General features: G+C 42.2%; 20 protein-coding genes. 7 read left to right on the top strand and 13 right to left on the bottom strand.

The annotated features are described in order from the left end of the window. Positions 1-990, top strand: coding sequence for a YncE family protein (locus AC59IL_RS25205; protein WP_496554983.1), 990 nt, complete (start codon positions 1-3; stop codon positions 988-990). A gap of 35 nt (positions 991-1,025) precedes the next feature. On the opposite strand, the gene AC59IL_RS25200 is transcribed toward AC59IL_RS25205, so the two are convergent. The 8 genes from AC59IL_RS25200 to AC59IL_RS25165 all read right to left on the bottom strand — a co-directional run bounded on the left by AC59IL_RS25200 (position 1,026) and on the right by AC59IL_RS25165 (position 10,648). Next, a complete protein-coding gene (locus AC59IL_RS25200) occupies positions 1,026-3,503 on the bottom strand; it encodes a TonB-dependent receptor (RefSeq protein WP_496554982.1) in 2,478 nt (825 codons plus the stop codon). 237 nt (positions 3,504-3,740) lie between these two features. Then, on the bottom strand, positions 3,741-4,994 hold the full coding sequence (locus AC59IL_RS25195; protein ID WP_496554981.1) for a sensor histidine kinase: 1,254 nt from the start codon (positions 4,992-4,994) through the stop codon (positions 3,741-3,743). Beyond that, positions 4,991-5,680, bottom strand: a complete 690-nt coding sequence (locus tag AC59IL_RS25190; protein WP_496554980.1) for a response regulator transcription factor — start codon at positions 5,678-5,680, stop codon at positions 4,991-4,993. The genes AC59IL_RS25195 and AC59IL_RS25190 overlap by 4 nt, the downstream gene beginning before the upstream one ends. A gap of 159 nt (positions 5,681-5,839) precedes the next feature. Continuing rightward, positions 5,840-6,586 carry a hypothetical protein gene (locus AC59IL_RS25185; protein WP_496554979.1) on the bottom strand — a complete coding sequence of 249 codons (747 nt, stop codon included), beginning with the start codon at positions 6,584-6,586 and terminating at the stop codon, positions 5,840-5,842. 47 nt (positions 6,587-6,633) lie between these two features. After that, positions 6,634-8,079 carry a T9SS type A sorting domain-containing protein gene (locus AC59IL_RS25180; RefSeq protein WP_496554978.1) on the bottom strand — a complete coding sequence of 482 codons (1,446 nt, stop codon included), beginning with the start codon at positions 8,077-8,079 and terminating at the stop codon, positions 6,634-6,636. Positions 8,080-8,228: 149 nt separating this feature from the next. Then, positions 8,229-8,720: a lipocalin-like domain-containing protein gene (locus AC59IL_RS25175; RefSeq protein ID WP_496554977.1), complete on the bottom strand. Its 492-nt coding sequence runs from the start codon at positions 8,718-8,720 to the stop codon at positions 8,229-8,231. Positions 8,721-8,912: 192 nt separating this feature from the next. Then, a complete protein-coding gene (locus tag AC59IL_RS25170) occupies positions 8,913-9,626 on the bottom strand; it encodes a LytR/AlgR family response regulator transcription factor (RefSeq protein ID WP_496554976.1) in 714 nt (237 codons plus the stop codon). After that, positions 9,623-10,648 carry a sensor histidine kinase gene (locus tag AC59IL_RS25165; protein ID WP_496554975.1) on the bottom strand — a complete coding sequence of 342 codons (1,026 nt, stop codon included), beginning with the start codon at positions 10,646-10,648 and terminating at the stop codon, positions 9,623-9,625. Before AC59IL_RS25165 ends, AC59IL_RS25170 begins: the two co-directional genes overlap by 4 nt. A gap of 192 nt (positions 10,649-10,840) precedes the next feature. On the opposite strand from AC59IL_RS25165, the gene AC59IL_RS25160 reads away from it, so the two are divergent. Continuing rightward, positions 10,841-12,163 carry a DEAD/DEAH box helicase gene (locus AC59IL_RS25160; protein WP_496554974.1) on the top strand — a complete coding sequence of 441 codons (1,323 nt, stop codon included), beginning with the start codon at positions 10,841-10,843 and terminating at the stop codon, positions 12,161-12,163. A 28-nt stretch (positions 12,164-12,191) separates the two neighbouring features. Here the strand turns inward: AC59IL_RS25160 and AC59IL_RS25155 are convergent, their stop codons facing one another. Then, complete coding sequence (locus AC59IL_RS25155) at positions 12,192-13,073, bottom strand: cyclase family protein (protein ID WP_496554973.1); 882 nt, start codon at positions 13,071-13,073, stop codon at positions 12,192-12,194. Between the two features lie 281 nt (positions 13,074-13,354). Between AC59IL_RS25155 and AC59IL_RS25150 the strand changes: the two genes are divergently transcribed. After that, positions 13,355-13,894, top strand: a complete 540-nt coding sequence (locus AC59IL_RS25150; RefSeq protein ID WP_496554972.1) for a GRAM domain-containing protein — start codon at positions 13,355-13,357, stop codon at positions 13,892-13,894. Between the two features lie 81 nt (positions 13,895-13,975). Here AC59IL_RS25150 and AC59IL_RS25145 read toward each other — a convergent pair whose 3' ends face one another. Then, positions 13,976-14,911 carry an NADP-dependent oxidoreductase gene (locus AC59IL_RS25145; RefSeq protein WP_496554971.1) on the bottom strand — a complete coding sequence of 312 codons (936 nt, stop codon included), beginning with the start codon at positions 14,909-14,911 and terminating at the stop codon, positions 13,976-13,978. A gap of 86 nt (positions 14,912-14,997) precedes the next feature. Here AC59IL_RS25145 and AC59IL_RS25140 point away from each other — a divergent pair, with 86 nt between their 5' ends. Continuing rightward, a complete protein-coding gene (locus AC59IL_RS25140; protein ID WP_496554970.1) occupies positions 14,998-15,852 on the top strand; it encodes an AraC family transcriptional regulator in 855 nt (284 codons plus the stop codon). Positions 15,853-15,930: 78 nt separating this feature from the next. On the opposite strand, the gene AC59IL_RS25135 is transcribed toward AC59IL_RS25140, so the two are convergent. Both AC59IL_RS25135 and AC59IL_RS25130 read right to left on the bottom strand, forming a co-directional pair. Continuing rightward, a complete protein-coding gene (locus AC59IL_RS25135) occupies positions 15,931-17,538 on the bottom strand; it encodes a tyrosinase family protein (RefSeq protein WP_496554969.1) in 1,608 nt (535 codons plus the stop codon). Positions 17,539-17,561: 23 nt separating this feature from the next. Further along, entirely contained in the window at positions 17,562-18,026 is a 465-nt protein-coding gene (locus AC59IL_RS25130) for a hypothetical protein (RefSeq protein WP_496554968.1), read from the bottom strand. A 479-nt stretch (positions 18,027-18,505) separates the two neighbouring features. Between AC59IL_RS25130 and AC59IL_RS25125 the strand changes: the two genes are divergently transcribed. Further along, on the top strand, positions 18,506-18,730 hold the full coding sequence (locus AC59IL_RS25125; RefSeq protein WP_496554967.1) for a hypothetical protein: 225 nt from the start codon (positions 18,506-18,508) through the stop codon (positions 18,728-18,730). Between the two features lie 467 nt (positions 18,731-19,197). Here the strand turns inward: AC59IL_RS25125 and AC59IL_RS25120 are convergent, their stop codons facing one another. Further along, positions 19,198-19,494, bottom strand: a complete 297-nt coding sequence (locus tag AC59IL_RS25120; RefSeq protein WP_496554966.1) for a hypothetical protein — start codon at positions 19,492-19,494, stop codon at positions 19,198-19,200. Between the two features lie 440 nt (positions 19,495-19,934). Between AC59IL_RS25120 and AC59IL_RS25115 the strand changes: the two genes are divergently transcribed. Together AC59IL_RS25115 and AC59IL_RS25110 are read left to right on the top strand one after the other, a co-directional pair. Continuing rightward, positions 19,935-20,288, top strand: a complete 354-nt coding sequence (locus tag AC59IL_RS25115) for a hypothetical protein (RefSeq protein WP_496554965.1) — start codon at positions 19,935-19,937, stop codon at positions 20,286-20,288. A 225-nt stretch (positions 20,289-20,513) separates the two neighbouring features. Beyond that, positions 20,514-22,010 carry a 2OG-Fe(II) oxygenase gene (locus AC59IL_RS25110; protein ID WP_496554964.1) on the top strand — a complete coding sequence of 499 codons (1,497 nt, stop codon included), beginning with the start codon at positions 20,514-20,516 and terminating at the stop codon, positions 22,008-22,010. The last annotated feature ends 64 nt before the right edge of the window (positions 22,011-22,074 follow it).

Raw genomic sequence — 22,074 nt, 5'->3', positions numbered from 1 at the left:
ATGAAGAGAATTATTATCATAGCCGCTATTTTAGTTTCAGCAAATGTAAAAGCACAGCAAAAGGAATACAGTTATTACAAAACCATCAAAGTAGGCGATGCATTGGGCTGGGATTATGCCGCCGTGGATGAAGTAAACAGGAATATTTATTTTTCGCATGGCACGCGGGTGCTGGTAGTTGCCGCTGATAAAGACGCGGTAATAGCTGAAATTCCCAATACATCAGGGGTTCATGGAATTGCTTTTGATCATGCATTGAATAAAGGATTTATCAGTAACGGTAAAGCAAACAGTGTAACCGTTTTCGATTTACAAACATTTGCCGTGAAAGATACTGTAGCTGTAACCGGCATCAACCCCGATGCCATTATGTACGACGATTACAGTAAAAAAGTGTTTGCATTTAATGGAAAAACCAATAACGCTACGGTTATTGACGCCGCAACCTTACAGGTGGTGCATACTATCGCTTTGCCCGGAAAGCCTGAATTTGCTGTAAGCGACCACAAAGGAAAAATTTATGTGAACATGGAAGACAAAAGCGAGGTTGTTCAGATAGATGCCGATAAAATGAATATTCGCAATGCATGGTCTGTTGCCCCCGGCAATGAACCCTCAGGCCTGGCCATCGACTCAAAAAACAACCTGCTGTTCGCTGTTTGCGCCAATAAAGAATTGATTGTATTTGATACAGATAAAGGCCGGGTGATCGATTCGTTACCCATTGGCGCCAGACCAGATGCAGTGGTGTTTGATGCAAAGAAAAAATTGCTTTTCAGCTCAAACGGCGAAGGCAATGTAACCATCATCAGGCAATTACAGCCCGCTTCGTACAAAGTGATTCAAACACTGGCCACACAAAAAGGATGCAAAACCATGACGCTTGATAATACCACCGGAAAAATTTACTTACCGGCTGCGAAATTCGAAGGCGACACCCGTAAAATTTTACCGGGAAGTTTTGAAATCCTTGTTTATAAAATAATGTAAGGGCAGGCCGTAACACGGCTGCCCTTCGACTGCGCTCAGGACCCTTCAACCGGTGGTTTATTAAGGAAATTATCTTCTTCTTTGGGTTTACTGATAGTGAGCTTTCCGAATTTGTATACGAAGTTAATTCCGAAAGAACGATAAGGAATATGCTGCCAGGTGGTAGCATCGAAACCTGATCCTATTTGCGTTGATTTTTGTAGCAGGTATTTATTAAAAGCGTTTACGGCAGTTATACCAAGGCTTCCTTTCCCTTTAAGAAGTTGTTTACGTACGGCAATGGTATACGAAGCAAAAGAAGCTTTTCGCCCCTGCCAGCGGATGCCTGAATTATAATTGCCAAACGCTTCTGCCATCAGTCCATGATTAAACCTGTAACCCACATTGGCATTAAATCGGCATTCAAAGCCGCTCATAACCTGGGGAATAGCGTATAAATTTTTTGTTTGCCGTTTATACAACTGAATATTGGTTCTTAATGTTAGTGTAGAAACCGGGTTAAATGATCCTGAAATATTGGCGCCCAATCTGTTTTCAACAGCAATATTACTGCGCATGGTAACATTCACATCGGTATACACCGAATCGCCCACCTTATACGTTGGATAAAACGACGTGATCGATTTTATATCGGGACTATTATGCGTATATACCAAAACGATATCAATATTATTGTCTTTACCAAAAGGATAATTAAAATTTAGTTGAAAATCATTCCCGATCTCGGGTTTGATAGCCGGATTGCCGGTAGAAATATTGTGCGGATCAGTTAAGTTCACAAACGGGTTCAGGTCGCGGTATTCGGGCCTTTCAAGACGGTAAGCATAACTAAACTTAATGGATTGCTGGTTTTTAAATGTATGCGCAATGGTCACCGACGGAGCGAAATTGTTGTAGTCGGGAATCACCACATCATGCGCATTGCTGTATTGCGCCTTGTTAATTGTATGCTCCCACCGGGCGCCGGCCACTACCTGCAAAATATCAGCTACCTGAAACGAACCCGATACATATCCTGCATATACCTGCCGGTGAAACTGCGACTGATACGACTGCTGGTTATCAAAAACATATTGGTATACTGCGGGTGAAAAAGTATACACATTGGCATTGCTTACAAGCGATTCTATTTCTGTTTTTACACCTGTTTCCAACATCAAATCTTTATTTACCGGATAAGAATAATCCATAGCAATGGTAGTTAAATAATCTTTACCCGGGTTTTTACTGGTAGCACCGCTAAACACAGAATCATTGGTTACATATTGCTGATACTGCTGATAGCTGGTGGTATTATTACCCATGCTGTAATTATACGATATAGACAGTTCTTCTTTTTCCTTTCTTAATTTTCGCCTGTATTCAACGCCCGTTTCGAATGAATAATTATTAAAGCGGGCATCTGAATGGCGGATGTTGTAATTATTAAAGAGCAAATTTCCCAGGCTATCGTGCGCTTCATTGTACTGGTTGGTAACCCCTGTGTTGGTATTTCCGAAACGATAATGCCCGAATGAAATAGTAAGGTTGTCTTTAGCGCTGATCTCCCAATCGAACCCAAAACCTGCACGGTATCCGTGTCGTGTAAAATCACCGCTCCCCTGCTGCTGCAAATAATATTTGTTACCCGAAGCTGTATCCAGTGTGTTCCTTTGAGCTTCGGTTAGCGTTACAGCCTTCAGCTGGGCGTTGCCGCTGAAATAAGCGCTGAGTGCAATATTATTTTTCTTATAGCTCAAATTGAGTGATCCGTTTTGGAGCCGGGTGCCGGCAGTGGTATTGATGGCTCCGCTAAAACCCTTTACTTTATTTTTTTTGAGAATGATATTAATAATACCACCGGTACCTGAAGCATCATACCGGGCGCCGGGACTTGAAATAACTTCAATACTTTGAATTTGCGATGCCGGTATCGATTGCAATGCATCGGCAACGCTATTGCCAAAAATGGTAGAGGGTTTTCCATTAATTAAAAACCGGATGCCGGGATTTCCCAATAATTCCACATTGCCATTGACATCAACGGTTACCTGCGGAATTTTCCTCAATACATCGGTGGCTACCCCACCCTGCGAGGTTACATCCTTATCAACATTATACACGAGGCGATCAATTCGTTTGTCGACCGGTGACAGCGACCCGGTTACCACTACTGATTGCAGTGATTTTACTTTTGCCGATAAGTATATGTTATTTAAGGTGATTACATTCGGGCTATCGGTAATAACAATATTGTTTTGCGAAAAGGAATTGTAGCCGGTAAACTGAACGTTCAACGCATAGGTATCTGCCGGTAAATTTTGTATAGCGAAATTTCCGTTGCTGTCGGTAATAACTTCTTTTTTCCAGTTACGGGTAGAAGCCGTTAACCTGATAGTGGCATTTTCCAATGGCTGGTTCAACAAAGAATCTTTGACGGTACCAGCCACTGTACCCTTTACAGTTGTATTGTTTTGAGCAATTACTTTATTGAATAGCACCAGCGAAAACAAAGCGAAAACCCATTTTATCATTCAGAGCCAATTTAAAGAATCGGCAAATTAAATGTCAATTCTGTGTTCTTTCTGAATGTTCGCGCAAAGGCACAAAGACGCAAAGTAATTCTTTAGGATCCGGATTAAAAATTAATTAAATTCATATGCTGTATTTAAGATGTCAAAATTCGGGGGCGATAAATACGTTTCGCGGGCCTTTGCGGCTCTTGGCCGATCCTTCGACCCGCCGACAATCGGGCAGGCTTCGCTCAGTACCTACCAGCTAAAAGCAAATGTATGAACCCCGTTTTGGTAACTATAGATAGGTGTAATGCCGCTTACTTCACATATTTGTTTAATGATAGAAAGCCCCAGTCCGTTATGATCGTTGTTTACCGAAGCTTTATAAAACCGGGTGAAAAGCTTTTCCTGTTCAAGCGCCTGAGGCGCGCCGGTATTGCTTAATACTAACTGCGTTGGTGTAAGTGTTATAACAATAGCGCCATCGGGCACATTATGCCTTGTGGCATTGCTCAATACATTATTCAATAAAATTTCAATAAGCTCAGGATCGGCGGGTATTTCAGCCTGTGCTATTTCGGCTGTATACTGAATATGATTGTTATGCCATAATTCCTGAAACTGAATAATTTTATTTTCCACCTTTTCACGCAGGTTGATCGTTGTTTTGCGGTGAAACTGATTATTTTCAATTTTCGCCAGTAATAAAAGCGATTGGTTCAATTTCGAAAGTTTGGTAAGCGCACTATAGGCTTCCTGAAATAATTCACTCTGGCCTTCGGACAGGTTATCCTGTTGTACCAGCAAATCGAGTTTTGAACGAATGATAGCCAGCGGGGTTTGAATTTCATGTGAGGCATTTTCGGTAAACTCCCTTAATATCCGGTACTCCTTAGCCGCATTGCCGGTTGCCAGTTTGAAATTATCATTCATTACAGCGAACTCTTCTATTTCAGTAGCCGGGAAATGCAGCGACCGTTGTTCGTGGATGCTAAAATTTCTTATGATGTGTAACGAATCATAAAACGGCTTCCAGAGTTTTATCAGCACCGCTCTGCTGATAAAGGCAACACTTACAATAACAATAAAGATGGTACCTGTAAAAATGAAAACAATTGTTTTCGTCATCATTTTGGTGCCTTCGAGCGGTGTACTGACGGTGACCTGATACAGGTCTTTTTTTAGCCATACAGTAAATACCAGTTTTCGTGCAATATGATTTTCGGCCTGCTCGGGAATATACACCCGGGCCAGCTCAAGCGCAGGTTTTTGCAGGGGCTGAGCAGTTTTTTGATAATAAACTTTCAGATCGTCGAAAGTTCTTACAGCAGGTAAAGCCTGATACCTGATTATATAATTAATGATCCTCGTTCCCGTGCGGCTAAGCAATTCATCCACTTCACGCTGCAATACTTTTTTTGTAAAGAAATAACTCACCAGACCGGCGCCAACGATCAATAGTATAAAAACCGGGAGCAGGGAACGGTTGTAACGGGCAATTAATTTCATGTATGAATAGCTGACGGTATTAAAAATTTGTATCCCATTCCGTATACCGCTTTAATATAGTCGGGGCAACCGCCTGCCATTAATTTTTTTCGCAGATTTTTGATATGGGCATAAATAAAGTCATAATTACTATTACAGGCATCGGTTCCCCAAAGGTGTTCAATAATGGCTTCTTTGGTAAGTACGCGTTTTTGATTGCTGATAAAATACAATAACAGCTCATATTCTTTCCTCGTAAGGTCAATAATTCCCTTTTCGCTTTTCACACTTTTATCAAGAATATTGATCGTTAATTTATCAAGCACCATTAAATTATTGCCGTTAAAAGCCCTGCGCCGTATAATGGAATTTATTCTTGCGGCCAGTTCGCCGAGGTGAAAAGGTTTGATAAGATAATCATCTGCTCCCGATTCGAGTCCGTTAATTTTGTCGGCAATTGCATTTTTGGCCGATATAATCAATACGCCATCGGGCCTTTGGGCTTTTTTCAGTTCCTGCAATAAATCAAGACCGTTGCCATTAGGCAGCGATATATCCAGCACAATACAATCATAATCGTTTAAATGCATTTTTTGTCGTGCCTCGTAAAACTGAGAAGCCGTGTCGCAAATAAAATTATTCTGATTCAGGTAGGTAGAAATGCTTTTCGACAAGCTGTTTTCATCTTCTACAATCAGTATTTTCATAACACGTGTATATTAAGTAACAGAGATACCCTCTGACTTAATAAAGATAAATCTGATTAATATAAGACGTGTTCCAAAGCGGGTGATGCATATTAATTTAATGTTATGTTTTGCAGGGACTGCAATAGGTTAATGAAAAAGAGCCCCCGGTCGTATGGTTTACAAAACACGATAACTTGCTCCTAACTGAAATTGTAAGGCTTTACTTTTATCATGCAGCGGTTTATAGGTGTTTTCCTTTTTATATAGTGAATTAAAGAAATATTGACTGCCGAACGTTATTTCTACCTTTTTTGAAACTGCGAAGCCGCCATTGATGTGAGCGCCATATAGCATTTTTTGCACATCGCCTTTTGCTTCAAAAAAAGCGCCAACCGTTTCCCAGGGATTTGTATTAAAATTATAAATAACCATTGTGTTAGAATACTTTTTACCAACGAGGTAACTCATTATGGGGCCTCCCTGAATAGAAAATCGCTTATAGGCCAATGAAACGTTGAACGGACGTAAAGTAAGGTATGTGAACCTGTCATCGCCATTTCCCAGATAAAAATCATTTTTATAAAACGATTGGGCGATATAAGTTTTGTAAGTATAACTCATTTGCATAATACCCAATGAAAAAGATATCTTCCATTTGTCGTTTATCCATTTTCCAACTTCTGCTTCTACATTAAAACCTGCACCGGGCCTGGTTTTCGAGGATGTTTCTGTTACCGCGATGCTTCGGGCATTATCAATATTGATATAATTTGGTATAACAAAGCCATCAGCTATATAAATCTTGTTTTTAAAATCGGGCAGCGAGGTAAGGTTAACGTTTGCGTTTAATTTTATTTCAAACTTTTGCGCTGAGGCAGTTGCCGTAACGAGGATAAGCATCCCCAGGGGGATAAGGGTTTTCATTTTTTACAGAAAAATAATCATTTAATTCCATCCCTGCACGCAACGACCTATTCTTTAATAATTTTCTTAACAGTATTAGCTGTTCCCTGGTATACTTTAATGAAATAAAAGCCGGTTGAAAATTTCAGCATATCGATCGTATGCCGGTTTCTGCCGCTCACCTGCGGCACAGTAACGGAATACACCAGTTGCCCCAGGGAATTATACATCTGTATAGCCGTTATGTTCTGAAAATTAATGGTTACCTGTTCATGTGCCGGGTTCGGAGTGATCGATATAGTATTTTGTTCATTAGTACCTGTGGCATCCGGCACATAAGCATCACGGGTAAACGTTAAAGTACCAAAGCCCAGCTGATCGTAACCGCCACTATTGGGACCATAATTACCCCCTCCCCCTTCGGGCCTTTGTTGTGCAGCAAAAGCAGCTATACCGGGTACAGATAATCCCTTACGATTGGCATAATGATTATACACCATTTCCCAAATTGGCCGTATGTTGCCTCTGCCGGCATTTGAAATAACGGTTTGCGACATGCGCGCGCAACTCTGACCATTGCCCCAGTTATAGGTAGCGAATGGTACTGTATTACCAATATTATATTGCGCCACATATTCCGCACCTTTCATAAAGCGGTTGCTATCGTAACCATACATATCATCGCCCTGGTTCCAGGCCATTTCACAAAAAGAACCCAGCAAACCAATGCCCAGCGTGCTATGCCCCTGGTCGCGTCCGCTTTCCTGCCACTGGCCCAATGTATCGGAATGCAGATACCAAACGGCATGGGTTATGGAACCATTGCCGGCGCCTGTTTTGAAATAGTTTATGGCCCGGTTGTACAGGTCGCGCCGGTCGCATAACACGCCGATCGCCAGAATGCCGGCCATGTTACACAGGTCCCAGTTGGCCCAGTAATTGGTAATACAGGCGCCGTTGTGATTGGTAAGAAAGTTTTCGCTTAAAGGATAAAATATATTCAGCATCATTTCTTTGAAACGGGTAAAATCAGCGGCGGCCCAACCGTTATATGTGCGCATAATTTCGGCAGCATTGGCAAACTGATAGCCGTAAATGCCGGCAGCAAGAAAGCGGTCTGCATTACCGGTTATTTGTTTCAACGTGGCAGACCATACATTCATAATCGCGATGCTTTTACTGGCATAGGCAGTATCGCCAGATATTTTCCATCGCAACGCCAGCTGATAGGCAGCCGCAATATCATTGTACAGGAGTGTATAATTCTGCACCGTGCCTCCCCTTCGCACCGTATCAACCGGACGCGGCGTATAGCCCAGGTGTGAATGACTGTTTGCCACCAGCAGATCCCAGCTTCCTTTCCAGGGTTGGGCATTGGCATTTACTTTGGATCGCATCCGCGCAAAGTCGGCTTCGGTATGTAACAACCCGGGATGAACGAACGACTGGCCCGATGAATCATAAACTACAAACAATGAAATTAGAAGTAAGCTAAGAACAGCGCTCTTTCTCATAAACGTTAGTGATTTCGATGAGAGGGAGAGCGAAAAATGTGTACCAAAAGATGTTTCAGAGCTGAATGTGGAGAAAATTATCGTGATAGCCTGCCAATACCAGCATTACAGGATCTTATGTAATACAAATCGATAATCGCATTCAACCATTATTGTATGCGCCTGAATAAAGATACCGGTATAGATCCGTCGGGACGGGCCGGTACGCGCCAACTCAGTGTATCTCCTTTTAGCGTGAAAGAACGAACCTGCGAAGTTTGATCCAGATTCGGGATGGAAGCGCGGTCGATATTAAACGTGATGGTACTTTTGACAGAGTCTAAGGCATAGGTACCGAAATGACAACTACTGCTTAAGATGGCCTCCCTGTATTCTTCCAGAGTACCTTTGGCGCGATCGTCTGATGCAAATTTCATACGTTGATTCCGGAAGATCTCCACCACATAGTTACCGGCCGGGGTAAAGATGGCAATGCCGTGAGGATCGGGTCCATAGTCGATCACCCGGGTACCATCCGGCAATATCCTGTCGGCAGCAATCAAACACCAGGAGCCAATGAGCCGGTTCGATTGGGCTAAAGCAGGTACTGTAATAATTACCATCACGATGCACAGGAAGCCATGTTGTAATGTCCTTTTCATGAAACTGTTTTTAAAGATTAGTTGAGTTAACAACAAATCTGCAGCTTGTGGTTCACCTGTGAAATAATATTCAACCACCAGGCATTTCGGCTCAACACACTCCGGTATATACAATTTGAAAATTTGAAAATGTGCAAATTTGAAAATGAATTACAATTCTCAAATTTTCAAATTAACTAATTTTCAAATTGCTTAAAACGTTCGTTTACGAACCAGTTCCATCAGGCCGTCGCGGAATTTTTCTCCGATTGGTATCCTTTTTTCACCGATATGAATATGATTGTCCTGTATTTTGGTCATATGGCGAATGTTCACGATAAAAGATTGATGAACCCTTGTAAAGTGCATTGGCAACTGCGCTTCTATATCTTTGAGGCGCCTGTAAGTAAGGATTTCGAAACCCGTAGTTATTACCCGTACATATTCCTTTTGGCTTTCAAAAAAAAGAATATCATTCAAAAAAATCTTTCGATGTTCTTTACCTGATTTCACAAAAAAATACTCGTCGGCTGCTGTACCATTTTCTTCTTTTTGAACCATACGGTGTGCTTTGAAATGATCTTCTACTTTCTGCACAGCCGCCAGGAAACGCTTCAGCGTGATTGGCTTGAGCAAATAGTCAATAGTATGGTACGAATAACTTTCTGCTGCGTATTCGCTATACGCAGTTGTAAACACAATGCCTTTCTCAGGTGATAATAATGCCGCCAGCTCAATGCCGTTGATCAGGGGCATGTTAATATCCAGGAATACCAGGTCAACCTCGTTATTCTTTAAAAAAGCGATCGCTTCGAGACCGTTGTAACATTTTGCAAGCAGTTGCCAACCGGTAGCCTGCCCTATAAGAACTTCCAGCAAGTCAACCGCTTTGGGCTCATCATCGACTATCATACAACGTAACATCATGTGAGTGGAAATTTTAAACAGGCAGTAAAATATTGATTGTCTTCTGTAGTATGCATGTCAAAATCCTTTCCATAAAGGATCATCAGTCGTTGGCGCAGGTTGTTTAGGCCAAGGCCATGTTGTTGCCGCGGATCGGCATGCTTATTCAGGAAATTCTTCGTTTCAAAAACAAGGTTCTGCTCTTTTTCATAGAGCGATATGAATATCTTATTGTTTCCTGAAATTTTATCTATGCCATGCTTAAAGATATTTTCTACGAAGGTCATCAGCAGCATGGGAGGAATTTTTCGCTGATCGTCGAAACTGCGGTGAAATGTAATTTCCGGCTCAGGCTTTATACGCATTTTTTCGAGGGCAATATAATTGTCGAGAAATTGGATCTCTGTCGCCAGGTGAACATATTCCTTTGTGCTTTGATCTATAAAATAGCGCATGATATCTGAAAGTCTTTCGATGAGAAGCGCGGTTTGCGGGGCTTCCATATATGCTTCATAATAAATAGCGTTGAGCGTGTTGAACAAAAAGTGTGGCTGCACCTGTGCCTTGAGTAGCCTCAGCTCGAACTGACTGCGTTGCAATAATATCTTTTCCGATTGTTGTTTTAGTGTAAAATAGGCCATTGCCAGCCTGAAGATAAAGCTCAGAATAAAAACAGTGGTCACAGAAAGCAAAAAAGTAATATTGGCCCAGGTATTCAGCCAGTGAGGCGCAGCAGCGAAAGATGCATTGCGCACATAGAGGGATAAGTAACCGCGGCCAAGTCCTGCTATGACCAGCAATACTATTGAGCCTATTAAATACAGGAGGAATTTTTTCTTTTGATAAAAACGGGGATACAGGAAGTAGATATTCCCATATACGATGAGGGCATAAAAACCACCACTGTTACAGGAAGATAGCGCGGATCGCCCGGCTCCATCTTCCTGCAACATTGAAAAGAAGCTGATAATCAGGATTGACGCCCAAACCAGAAAGTGCAGCCACGTCAATCGTATTTTTTCATTGAAAGGCTTACCCTGCATCGCTGGCTAAATTAGCTGATTTCCGCCTTTTTTTCTGCCACTTCAATAAACCGGGCAAAATGCTCAACCAACACCGAATGTTTCAATATAATTTACCCTCAGATAGGACCAAATTCTGCAACCAAATATGTTTTCGGCAATTGCTAAATAAGGAATAAATACCATGCCCGGGAATTGATGTACTTTTGCCAAATGCAGATATCTTCCTTCTCTATTGAGAACAGCCTTTCAAATTTACAGATCGAGGCATTGAATGAGATGCAGCAGGCATCTTTGGAGGCCAATAAAACGTGCAACGAAGTAGTATTGCTGGCAGATACGGGATCGGGTAAAACACTCGCCTTCCTGCTTCCTGTAACACAATTGCTTGAAAAGAACAGCCCCGTTACCCAGGCATTGATCATTGTGCCTTCGCGGGAACTGGCCCTGCAAATTGAGCAGGTATTCAAAAAGATGGGAACAGGCCTTAAGATAACCTGTTGTTATGGAGGCCATTTGCGTGAAACTGAAGAAAACAACCTGAAGCAGGCTCCCGCGCTGATTGTGGGCACACCGGGCAGACTGGCAGATCACATCCGTCGCGGAAATATTAACACCAGCCATATCGAAACGCTGGTACTGGATGAATTTGATAAGTCGCTTGAACAAGGCTTTGAAGAAGAAATGTCATTCGTTATCAATTCCCTGCCATCTTTGAAGAAAAGGATACTCACTTCTGCTACAGAAGCAGTGGAAGTACCCACTTTTGTAGGGCTGAAGGACCCTGTAAAAATTAATTTTTTAACCGGCGAAAAGTCACCCGCCCTTGCCGTTCAAATGGTATGGAGTGATGATAAAGACAAATCCAATACATTATTTAACCTGATCTGTGCACTGGGTAATCGTAGTGCCATCATATTTTGCAACCAACGCGAGTTTGTAGAGCAGGTAAGCGCTTATCTGAAAGATAAAGGCATTGTGAATGTATTTTACCACGGAGCTATGGAACAACAGGAACGCGACAGCGCTTTGTGTAAGTTCCGCAATGGCACTTCGAATGTATTGGTGACCACCGACCTGGCTGCCCGCGGACTGGATATTCCGAACATCCGTTATATTATACATTACCAACTCCCCAATACGCAGGAATCTTTCACGCACCGCAATGGGCGCACGGCCCGGATGGAAGCCAGCGGTACCGCCATTTTAATACTGGCGCCTCATGAAAGAGTTCCTGAATATATTATTCCAGCACCCACCCCTATCGACCTGCCTCCCACAGCTGTATTGCCTCAAAAGCCGGTATGGAGCACATTATTCATTGCGGCCGGTAAAAAAGACAAAGTGAACAAGGTAGATATTGTGGGTTTCCTCACCAATAAAGGCCAGTTGAAAAAAGAGGATATCGGGTTGATTGAGGTAAAGGACTTTTTCTCATTTGTAGCCGTGCGTAAATCCAAAGCGGGCCATACATTGGAAATGATTAAAACCGAGCGGATCAAGAATAAGAAGGTAAAGATTGATATAGCGAAGTAATTGTTGAAGCTACCCCGGCTCATATATTTTACCGGGGTAGCTTGGCATAAGCTCTCACGGGAAAAGTTCCCATGCCTTTTATTTTAGGCGGAACGGCACTGAAAAGGTATCCGCTTTCAGGTAACTTTTCAAGATTACATAAATGCTCCGTTATCAGGATCTCAGCCCCTAAAAGTGTGGTATGCACCGGGCGGTCTTTACCACTGGTATTATCAATATTATGACTGTCGATTCCCACTAATTTTACCTGACAATCCTTTAGCCATTGTGCGGCTTCGGCAGTTACATAAGGATGATTTTCGAAATACTTTTCTGTGTTCCAGTTTTCGGCCCAGCCGGTGAAGATCAAAACCGCCTTGTTGCGGATCTCTTTTGCTTTAAAAAATTCAATTCCCACTTCCGTTGCGCCCTTTGCATTGATGGTTATGGCATCAATATCCACAAAGGCTTTGAGGTCAACTTCCGACAGGTCTTTACCATTTTCAAAACGATGAAAAGGGCAATCAATATAAGTGCCGGTATTCGATACCATGTCTATTTTCCCAATCTGAAATTCTGTTCCTGCCTCATAAAATTCTTTCGACTTTTCACGGCTCAGGTAATCGCAGATTACAGGAGCCGGCAAGCCTTTGTAGGTAATCAGTCCATTAAATATGGTATGGCTAAGGTCAACCAGGTATTCATCCGCCTTCGTATTTACAGGTGTGCGTTTATGTTTTTCGTTGATGTAGTATTTATTAAGGATATTCACCTTACCCACCATTAATAATCTCAGATCCTGCACTATATAGTCAGATAGCACTTTATCCGAAATTTCATCTCCTTCAATATCAAGCCTGAAATCCTGGCCTTGTATACCTCCACCGTTTGTAAATTCAATAACAAAATCAAAAACTACTCTTTTATCCATTGATCGATACGTTTTGTTGATTTGGAACTGTAATTTAGAAAAATTCAACTGCCTGCATATATAATTAAATATTATACGAATAAATAATATTAATATATTTGTATCCCACAATTCGTTTACCCCCCCTCATTTATTATTATCATATCAGTTAAGGCTATTGATTTTAAGGTCAGCAAACTCCCGTACCAGCAAATAGGAAGCGTATGGCAAGCATTCTGACCAATTTTCGAATAACCATCAACTTTTGTATCTTTATCAGCATCGGCGCAAAACATTCGAAAATGAATAAAAAAAACAGATTTAAAACGGGACTCATTTTTGGAATCTGGATGACAGCTTTCTTTATTATACAAAACCTGCTAACAAACGACCATCAAACTTCAAATCAGCTTATCAAGAGCATCATTGCAGAAATTGTAGCTGGTATTTTTTCAGGTGTTTTATTTGGTTGGCTAATGGGGCTTTTTGCCAAATCAAAATTTTTGACACAAACAACAAAGATTGACACTGATGGCGATGAAAACATCCTGTTTGACTCACCTGCAAATCACTTCAAAGGAATAGAAGGAGTTGGCGGAAAGCTTTATATAACGAATAAACGACTGATCTTTAAATCGCATAAACTGAACATTCAAAACCATCAGCTATCAATCGATTTGACAGATATAAAAAAATTTGACAGATATAAAACGTTAGGAGTTATAAACAACGGACTTTCTGTGATGACTACTAATGAAAAGATTGAAAAGTTTGTGGTTGAACAGGCCGACAACTGGGCAAGACTATTGGCTGAGAAGAACGGCTTACAACATGAAAGCTGATCGATGGCTGCGCGTTGGCGTCTCTAAATAGTATTGAATATGAATAACCGTTAAAGGAGGAGAGATAGCTTCTGATTAATATCAGGAAAGCGTTACCACCACTTTACCAACTGTGCGGCCAGACTCTACCTGCAAATGAGCGGCGCCAATATTTTCAAAAGGGAAAGTCGCAGAAACATGCGATTTAATAAACCCTTTTTCCAGGTATTCTGCAATCACTTTCATGTCATCACCACTGGAATATACCAGAATGGAATAGCCATTTACATCTTTGCTTTTTGCTTTTTCTTTAAGCGCCTCATTAAACCCGAGGATGCTGATAAGCGTACCTCCCGGTTTTGTAACTTCCAGAGACACGTCGAGATGGTCGCCACCAATACCATCAAGCGTAAAATCAAAATCGTTAGGACCATGTTGCCAGTGGTGGTTTTTATAGTCGATGTGATCGTCGGCGCCAAGATTCAATATAAAATTCCGGTTACCCGCAGACGAAGTGCCGGTAACGTGTGCGCCCAGGTGTTTGGCAATTTGTACGGCAAAATGACCAACACCGCCTGCAGCAGCATGTATCAATACCCGCTGACCTTTAACTACATTGGCATTTTTTACCAATGCCTGATAAGCGGTGAGCGCCGCTAACGTTGCGGCGGCAGCCTGTTCAAAGGAGATGTTCGCAGGTTTCAATGCCAGCTGATTGGCCGGCACCGCCACATACTGTGCATATGCTTTACCATGACCGGGAAAATTCACCATACCAAATACTTCATCCCCAGGCTTGAAATCACCCGTATTACCTTCAACTACTACACCGGCGATATCCCAGCCCAGGATGAGCGGGTTTTCTGTTTTAAGCATTTCATATCTTCCTTTGCCTGAGCGCGTTTTCACATCTGCAGGGTTAATGCTGAACGCTTTTACTTTAACAAGCACCTCCCCTTCCCGGATGGTGGGTTTCTCTATTTCCACAACTTGAAGATTTTCAATTCCTCCAGGCTGTGCCAATACTATTGCTTTCATATATTCCCTATTTTGTTGTGTAAAATTATACCAGACAAAACTCATAATTTTGGTATAAACATTACATTTTCCGGTAAATTCATGACATGAATAAAGAAAATTTGCACGAACCTTTTTCAATTATTTATAAAACACTGCACGAATGTGAGAAACAGGCACATCAACATAGTTTCTTTGAACTGGTGTATATCGTTTCAGGAACGGGTACCCAATGTATCAACAAGAGCAACTTTAACTACCGTGAAGGGCATATGTTTCTCATAACACCGGAAGATTGCCATTCTTTAGAGGTAGCAACGACGACCACATTTTTCTTTTTACGCTTCAACAACATTTACCTTAAGGAGGGCGGACTTCCCAAAGAAAATATTCAACGGCTGGAATTCATTCTTCAAAATGCCAATCATCGCCCTGGCTGTATTTTGAAAAATCAAACCGACAAGCAGTTGGTACGACCGATGATAGAAGCGATCATCCGCGAATATGCGAACAGGGATATTTATAATAGAGAGCTGATACAGCAATTGGTGAACACGTTGATCATAGTTGTAGCACGTAATATTGCCAAATACCAGCAGGTTGAAATATCCGAACATACAGAAGAAAAGGCACTTGACATCCTTCATTATTTACAGCGGCACATTTATGAACCTTCGAAGCTACGTGCTGAACACATCAGCAAGGAGTTCAACATTGCGCCCGCCTACCTGAGCCGGTATTTTAAGCAACATACGGGGGAAACCATGCAGCAGTACATAGCCGGTTATAAAACAAAACTGATACAGCACCGTTTACAGCACAGTGATAAACGCATTAACGAAATCGCAGAAGAGTTCAATTTTACAGATGAAAGCCACTTAAACAAATTCTTTAAAAACCAGGTGAGCGTAAGTCCCAAAGAGTATAGAAGGAAGTTGAAAGCGCAGACTGAAAACGCCTAAAAATGATCTCCCTATAAAAAACTAAAAGCCACCCCGGTTGAAGGGATGGCTTTTAGTTTTTGCAAAACAGTGACTACCCTACCGTATTTCAATACGCGGTTCTTTGGGCGCATTCAAAGCTTCGGCAAAACGCAAACCACCGCCCTGCGTGCGTTTGCGAATGATTACCTCCAGCTTCATCTGATCAACCTGCTCGCTCCGGAAAGCATGTAATGGAAAAGCAGATTTCACTTCAAGATGGGTTTGACAGTTGGCGCATCGCATCACATTCCAGCGGCTGAGAATGGAATCATAACCCACCAGCACTTTTTTACCATCAATATTTGCATAAAGCTCTATGATAAACGACCCGTTGATGGGCGCACGGCTGAGGCCCGACACGTAGGCATTCCGGGTGCTTTGGCCCGGAGCCGCCATAAACGCTTCCTGCGGCTCTTCGAGCGAGCCGGGGCTGTAGCTATAGCCCAGCTGCTTTTCTATATTGATGCAATCATTCGACGTATACACTTTGGCTTTGCCATCTATTGTTTTTGTAAACGGGTACAACGGCGAATCGAGGTCAAGGATCGTATTAGGCGGAAAACCGGGCACAGGCTGCTGCGCATCGCTTGAATTGGTGCCCGGATAAAAAGGTATCACATCGAGGTGATCGGTATGACCGTTTTGTTTTTGCCACAGCCAGAATACCCGGTCCACATTGCAATGGTGAAAATAGAATATAGGATCCAGTCCGGCGGTATCATTCTCGCCCATATCGCCATTGGCATCATTGATGGCCGACAGATCGCCCTGGCCGGGCACATCAAATCCACCAACGGCAAGGTGTATGTCGTTGTGCGGCGCTTCTAGTGCAACTACCGGTGTACCTCCCTGCTGGTTATTCCATTCGCCGGCGGAGGTTTTGTTTGAAAACACCGTGTAGTTTGGCGCTTTCAGGCAGTCTTTATACAGCTGGGCTACATTGGCTGGCCGGCTGGTTTTGCCATCGGAACCGGTATACGTTTCATTGTGCAACCAGGCCAGTACATTTTTATTGAGGATGCCGGTATTGGTATTCCAGTCAGGATACTGTGCATTGTGAATGGCCGTTTTCGTGCGTGCTTCTTCGGTACCAACCAGGCCCGACAACGGATAGCGCACCGTTTCGTAGCCTTTGGGTTTGCTGTAAATGCTATCGTCACCCACCACTTTGTCGGTAATATTCACCGGCAGTACAAATGAACGAAGCGGGTTGGGAATAGTTTTACCGTCGAGCACAAAGAATTTATCAGTTAGTATAGTGGGGATGCCGTTCTGCAAACTATATTCATCGGTTTCGTCCCAATAAGGCAGGGCCACGCTTTCACAACCCTCAATGCTTCGCAGGGCTTCTTCCAGTTTGATCAGGTAAACCCGGTGCCAGGTAGGGAACAGAATATTGCCATGGTTACAATAGCCACCCCAATAGGCGCTGTCGGTAGACCCGGGCCCACGGAACGGCTCGCCATGAAAACCGCCGAGTGTGAAAAAAGACATGGGATGGTTGAAAGGAAGTTCCTTAATACCCTTCCATGCGCGCATCAGGTCTTCGAGCGGTTTTTTATTACCATTTTCGTATTCGCGTTGCAGCTCCAGTAAAGAGCGGCGAACCCTTACGGCTGATTTTTTTTCCTTTTTTGGAACCATTTCGGTTGATTGCTTTTCCATTGTACAATATTTGATTGTGATTTTTAGTTGGTTTTATAAACAGGCGCCGCAGGCCGTGCAGCAATAAAGTTGCTCAACAGCGACCCGGCAGCGATGGCGAGCATACCGCCAATCAGTACATATTTGTCACCGGGGAAATACAATCGGGCAATGATGATGGTGATGCCGCCGGCCAGGCTAACGGCAAAGGGCAGGTAACCTTTCGTAGCAGCTTTTTTGTACAATACAAACACATGAATGCCCAGCAGCACTATCAACAGCGGCAGCAGCCAGGGCAGGTATGGCAGTCGCGCCAATCCCACACTACCGAACATGCTCATATAAGCCGCCCAGCACAGCGGACATTTTGGAAAAAACGCTATGACCAAACTTAGCAGCAGCGACAGCAGGGTTTTGGAGGTTTTCTGTGCACCGTTTACCAGCTTTGTTTCTGCCACAGGCGATGTTGTATGGCAATGGCAGTCCCGGCCATCATGCGTATGACTCATGGAGCAATATTTTAATTGATTTGATGGAATCTTTCTGCTGCCGGTTGGTGATCCGATACGGGTGTTGGGAAACGTTTTACGAAGGTGCGGCGTAAATGCTTAATCAGAAACCTGATGCTCCGGATCATTTATTACGCTACCTGAAATAATGATGAAGAAGCTTACGGAAAAGAAACTGAACGTTGAAAATGCGTTACAAGATAAGGCATGTTGGTTAACGATAGTACCGTTTTTTAACGGTAATTAGGAGGATGATAAAGGTTAACGTATGGCCGGTAATGTTTAAAAGCGGCTTATCTTATATGAAAAGAAAAAGAACCGGCAGTTGTACACCCTGCCGGTTGCAATCGCTAAAACGATGTTTACAATGAAGCAACAATACTTAGCGGGTATCCCGGCAGGTATTACAGATTACTCAAACTACCTTGTGTGTACCTGCCCCATCCCCTTGTAAGCAAACAAAATTTGCTTTTAGCACGATGTTCATCAAAATTGATCACATTGCTTACGATGTAGCGCACATGAATGGTGTAATAGATAACATTTTACACCAAATGGAGCACATGACCGGCAAAGTAGATAACATGTCCCCCCATGTAGAGCACATAACCGGAAAAGTAGATAACATTGTCTTCGATGTAGAGCACATGTCAAACGGAATAGTGAACATTTTTAAAAATGTGCGATATTTTTTTGCGTTGTAAGCTATCTTTTTTGTTTTTGTATTCAACATAGCCGGTTTGCGCTCATGTTTTGAAGCCAATGTGCGCAACAATGCCGGCCTGATGTTCAACAATGCAGTTTTGCATTTGAACAATGATGGTTTCTGACTTAACATTCATGCTTTTGGTTGCTACCTGGAGGTCAGGATGTGCTACAATTGGGGATAGTGTGCTACAATGGGGTGAAGGGTTCAAACAATGGAGAGCTGGGGGTAAAGATGAGTGCGTGAGGGTGATACAATGATTGAAGGAGGCGATGCAGTTTGGGGCGTGAGTGCTACAACAGGCGTGTCTGGTCCATTTTACTTTGGTTAAACGGCATTTTTTGATAATTAATACAGCAAAATCCCAAACCGTTAAGTTTGGGACTCGTTTTTATGTTGTTTGTCTTTGGGAATTTATCCTTGTACCCCTGGTGGAGTGGAGTTCGAACCATGTGATTGAATCTTTTAGCTTGTGCGTTGCAAAGCCGGGATAAATATCGCATGAACAGGAAAGGTTTCTACTTTTGGCTGGCTCGTGATTCCTATTTTCGCAACTTCAGGCATCAGGCGGTTTTGAATGAAGCCGTTCATTTCATCCAAAGATTCCCAAATGTCTGTTACATGAATGGCATTATTGCCAAACGCAGCAACATGAAAAACTGCGCCGCCGGGAATGTTCCCTTCCCAATGAACAATTTTCCTAAGTTCTTCATAATTGGCTGGCGTGATGCCTTCCCATTTCATTAACATTACAATTCTCATAACATGTAAGTTTTGGTGAAAAATAAATCCTATTCAGGAGGCTTTTTCGCCACTATTTTAAATGGCGGTCTGCCTTCAATTTCGCTTTTATCCTGCCAAACATCAATGGATGTCAGGAAGAGTCATACTTAATTTTCTTCTTTCCTGTTTCAGGTTTTGCCGTTACTTAGGTATAACTAACAAGGAACAGGTTTTGCGATGGTTGGATATTCAGTTTTCCCTCATGCTGGCATTGGGATGGGGTGCAAAAATGAAATTGCAATTCAATAAGACCAGACACCGAGATTACAAAGATTTGAAGTAATAAAAGCAGGTGTTTTTCACGTATTTTATTTGCCAATTATTCAGTAAAAAAGCCCCTGTAACTCACAACTTTTTTGGCTCTTTTGTAATTTTACAGAGGATGCGTCTTTTTTTTTAACATAAAAACGGAGGTTTAAATGAAAGCCTTAAAGCTTCTATTAGTATGCCTCATGTGTTGGGTAAGCAGCAGTCTCGCTCAGCCAAATCCGAGTGCGGGTAAAATCAACCATTACCTTGTACAGTCTCCACATAGCCAGGAGCAGTGTATGAAAGCAATGGATGAAATGAAAGCCCGTGGCGATCAGTATCTTTCAAAGTTTTATTTTGGTTGCATGTCAGGCGATCATACAGCTTATGCATTTCTTGAGGCACCATCAGAAGATGCTGCCCGGAAAATGCTGCCGCAAGACCTTCAGCAAAATGCCAGGATCACGAAAGTTGACAAATTTTCTACCGCTCAAATTGAAAAAATGCATAAAAAAATGCGTTGAGTCTGAGGCAAAATATCAGGCGGTGGCGGCTGCCATCGCCTTTTTTCATTGATAGCATATATATACCCTATCGGGAAGAGCGAACCCGGCCCCCACTCCCAGGTCAGGCTTTCCATTGGGGGTGCTTTATCTTTTCAGGCAGGCTATTTTGACCCTGGAAATAAATTTTGATAAGTTTGAAACGAATTAGTAATAACCCAAAACGCCGGAATCAGCGTTACTCTTATGAATTCAAAGATAGAAATACAGCACTTGTTACCCGACGCTTCATTTATATGCTTCGTAATTCCTGCGCTGTTTAACAAAAGCGAATGCGAAAGATTATTGAGTTCAAATGTTAAGGACTCGTTTCAGAAGGCTATTTCCAATTACCCCGTTTATTATCGTAACAATGAGCGGCTGGTAGTAGACGACGAGGAATTATCAGCTTATCTGTTTGAGAAAGTAAAGCCGTATTTGCCTCAAACAATTGAAATAAGGTCAGATATTCAGGCTGAAAACGATCATTGGACCTTATCAGCGTTGAATAGCCGGTTGCGGTTTTGCAAATATTCGGCCAACCAGTACTTTCACCGGCATCTCGACGGGGTATATTATCAATCAGAAACGAAACAGTCGAAACTGACATTTATGATTTATCTCAACAGTGCTGCTGATTTTGAAGGCGGCAGAACACTGTTTTATAAGACTAAAGAGGCGCCGGAAACCTGGGCAGTATATATTCCCCGGCAGGGTGACTTAATCGTTTTCGATCATAATGTTTGGCACGAAGGCGAAATGCTGGTGAGTGGAGAAAAATTTGTTCTAAGAAGTGATATAATATATAGTAAAAATGATGCAAATAAAAACAGGCTACCTTTTGAAGCACACCTCGGATACATTTGGAAAATAAAGATGATTGATGAGAATACTATACTAAGCGGAGGAAGAGATAAGGTAATAAATGTTTGGAATAAAGAAGGGAAGCTGATTGAAAGCCTTCATGGACATGCGAACTCTATTTTTTTTATTGAAAAGATAAATGAGCAGGTATTTATTTCCGGATCAAGGGACAAACAGATTAAAGTTTGGAAAAGAAAAAATAATACGCATTTCGAATTGCAGGGAACGATTAGTATTCATTCGGCTGTTGTATTGACATTATGCAGGCTTTCGGAAAACTCTTTTGCTTCCGGCAGCGGCGACAATACCATTAAAGTGAGCAATCTGGAAGGTGAGGTAGCGCAAATATTAACAGGACACGAAGGTTGGGTATGGCAAATAATATCCCTGAATAACTTTTTTATCGCCTCCTGCTCAGAAGACAATACGGTGAAAATATGGGATTATCGTAAAGGAACCGTAATAAATACCTTTTCCGATGATTGCGCTACCATATGTTTAAGTTACGATGCCGCATCAAACAGGCTTGCCGGCGGAACATTACAAGGTGATATTGTAATAAGAGAACTGACAAATGATTTTAATGAAATCAGAACAAGGAGAATAAAAGCCCACAAAGGAATTATCAGAACAATAATAAATTTAAACGGCTCACTGATAGCCAGTGGCGGAGAAGACAATCTGGTGAAAATCTGGAATATTGAAAGCGGGGAATGTATTGCAACGCTTACTCATCATAATTTTGTTCAATCCTTAGAATTAATAAGTGAAAACAGCTTGTTAAGCTCTTCGTATGATGGAAAGATTTGTATGTGGAACATTCAGGCTGAGGTAGAATAACCCTCAAATATTGTTTCCTGATTAAAAATAGCGTATAATAGCAGAAATACACGATAGTTACCCT

This window comes from Niastella sp. sgz303648, from assembly GCF_059587045.1.
The sequence above is the reverse complement of the archived record's forward strand: the minus strand, read 5'-3'. Positions and strand labels throughout refer to the sequence as shown.

Coding starts and splice junctions, on each gene's coding strand:
- AC59IL_RS25205 (WP_496554983.1), top strand. CDS start 1: ATGAAGAGAATTATTATCATAGCCGCTATTTTAGTTTCAGCAAATGTA.
- AC59IL_RS25200 (WP_496554982.1), bottom strand. CDS start 3,503: ATGATAAAATGGGTTTTCGCTTTGTTTTCGCTGGTGCTATTCAATAAA.
- AC59IL_RS25195 (WP_496554981.1), bottom strand. CDS start 4,994: ATGAAATTAATTGCCCGTTACAACCGTTCCCTGCTCCCGGTTTTTATA.
- AC59IL_RS25190 (WP_496554980.1), bottom strand. CDS start 5,680: ATGAAAATACTGATTGTAGAAGATGAAAACAGCTTGTCGAAAAGCATT.
- AC59IL_RS25185 (WP_496554979.1), bottom strand. CDS start 6,586: ATGAAAACCCTTATCCCCCTGGGGATGCTTATCCTCGTTACGGCAACT.
- AC59IL_RS25180 (WP_496554978.1), bottom strand. CDS start 8,079: ATGAGAAAGAGCGCTGTTCTTAGCTTACTTCTAATTTCATTGTTTGTA.
- AC59IL_RS25175 (WP_496554977.1), bottom strand. CDS start 8,720: ATGAAAAGGACATTACAACATGGCTTCCTGTGCATCGTGATGGTAATT.
- AC59IL_RS25170 (WP_496554976.1), bottom strand. CDS start 9,626: ATGATGTTACGTTGTATGATAGTCGATGATGAGCCCAAAGCGGTTGAC.
- AC59IL_RS25165 (WP_496554975.1), bottom strand. CDS start 10,648: ATGCAGGGTAAGCCTTTCAATGAAAAAATACGATTGACGTGGCTGCAC.
- AC59IL_RS25160 (WP_496554974.1), top strand. CDS start 10,841: ATGCAGATATCTTCCTTCTCTATTGAGAACAGCCTTTCAAATTTACAG.
- AC59IL_RS25155 (WP_496554973.1), bottom strand. CDS start 13,073: ATGGATAAAAGAGTAGTTTTTGATTTTGTTATTGAATTTACAAACGGT.
- AC59IL_RS25150 (WP_496554972.1), top strand. CDS start 13,355: ATGAATAAAAAAAACAGATTTAAAACGGGACTCATTTTTGGAATCTGG.
- AC59IL_RS25145 (WP_496554971.1), bottom strand. CDS start 14,911: ATGAAAGCAATAGTATTGGCACAGCCTGGAGGAATTGAAAATCTTCAA.
- AC59IL_RS25140 (WP_496554970.1), top strand. CDS start 14,998: ATGAATAAAGAAAATTTGCACGAACCTTTTTCAATTATTTATAAAACA.
- AC59IL_RS25135 (WP_496554969.1), bottom strand. CDS start 17,538: ATGGAAAAGCAATCAACCGAAATGGTTCCAAAAAAGGAAAAAAAATCA.
- AC59IL_RS25130 (WP_496554968.1), bottom strand. CDS start 18,026: ATGAGTCATACGCATGATGGCCGGGACTGCCATTGCCATACAACATCG.
- AC59IL_RS25125 (WP_496554967.1), top strand. CDS start 18,506: ATGTTCATCAAAATTGATCACATTGCTTACGATGTAGCGCACATGAAT.
- AC59IL_RS25120 (WP_496554966.1), bottom strand. CDS start 19,494: ATGAGAATTGTAATGTTAATGAAATGGGAAGGCATCACGCCAGCCAAT.
- AC59IL_RS25115 (WP_496554965.1), top strand. CDS start 19,935: ATGAAAGCCTTAAAGCTTCTATTAGTATGCCTCATGTGTTGGGTAAGC.
- AC59IL_RS25110 (WP_496554964.1), top strand. CDS start 20,514: ATGAATTCAAAGATAGAAATACAGCACTTGTTACCCGACGCTTCATTT.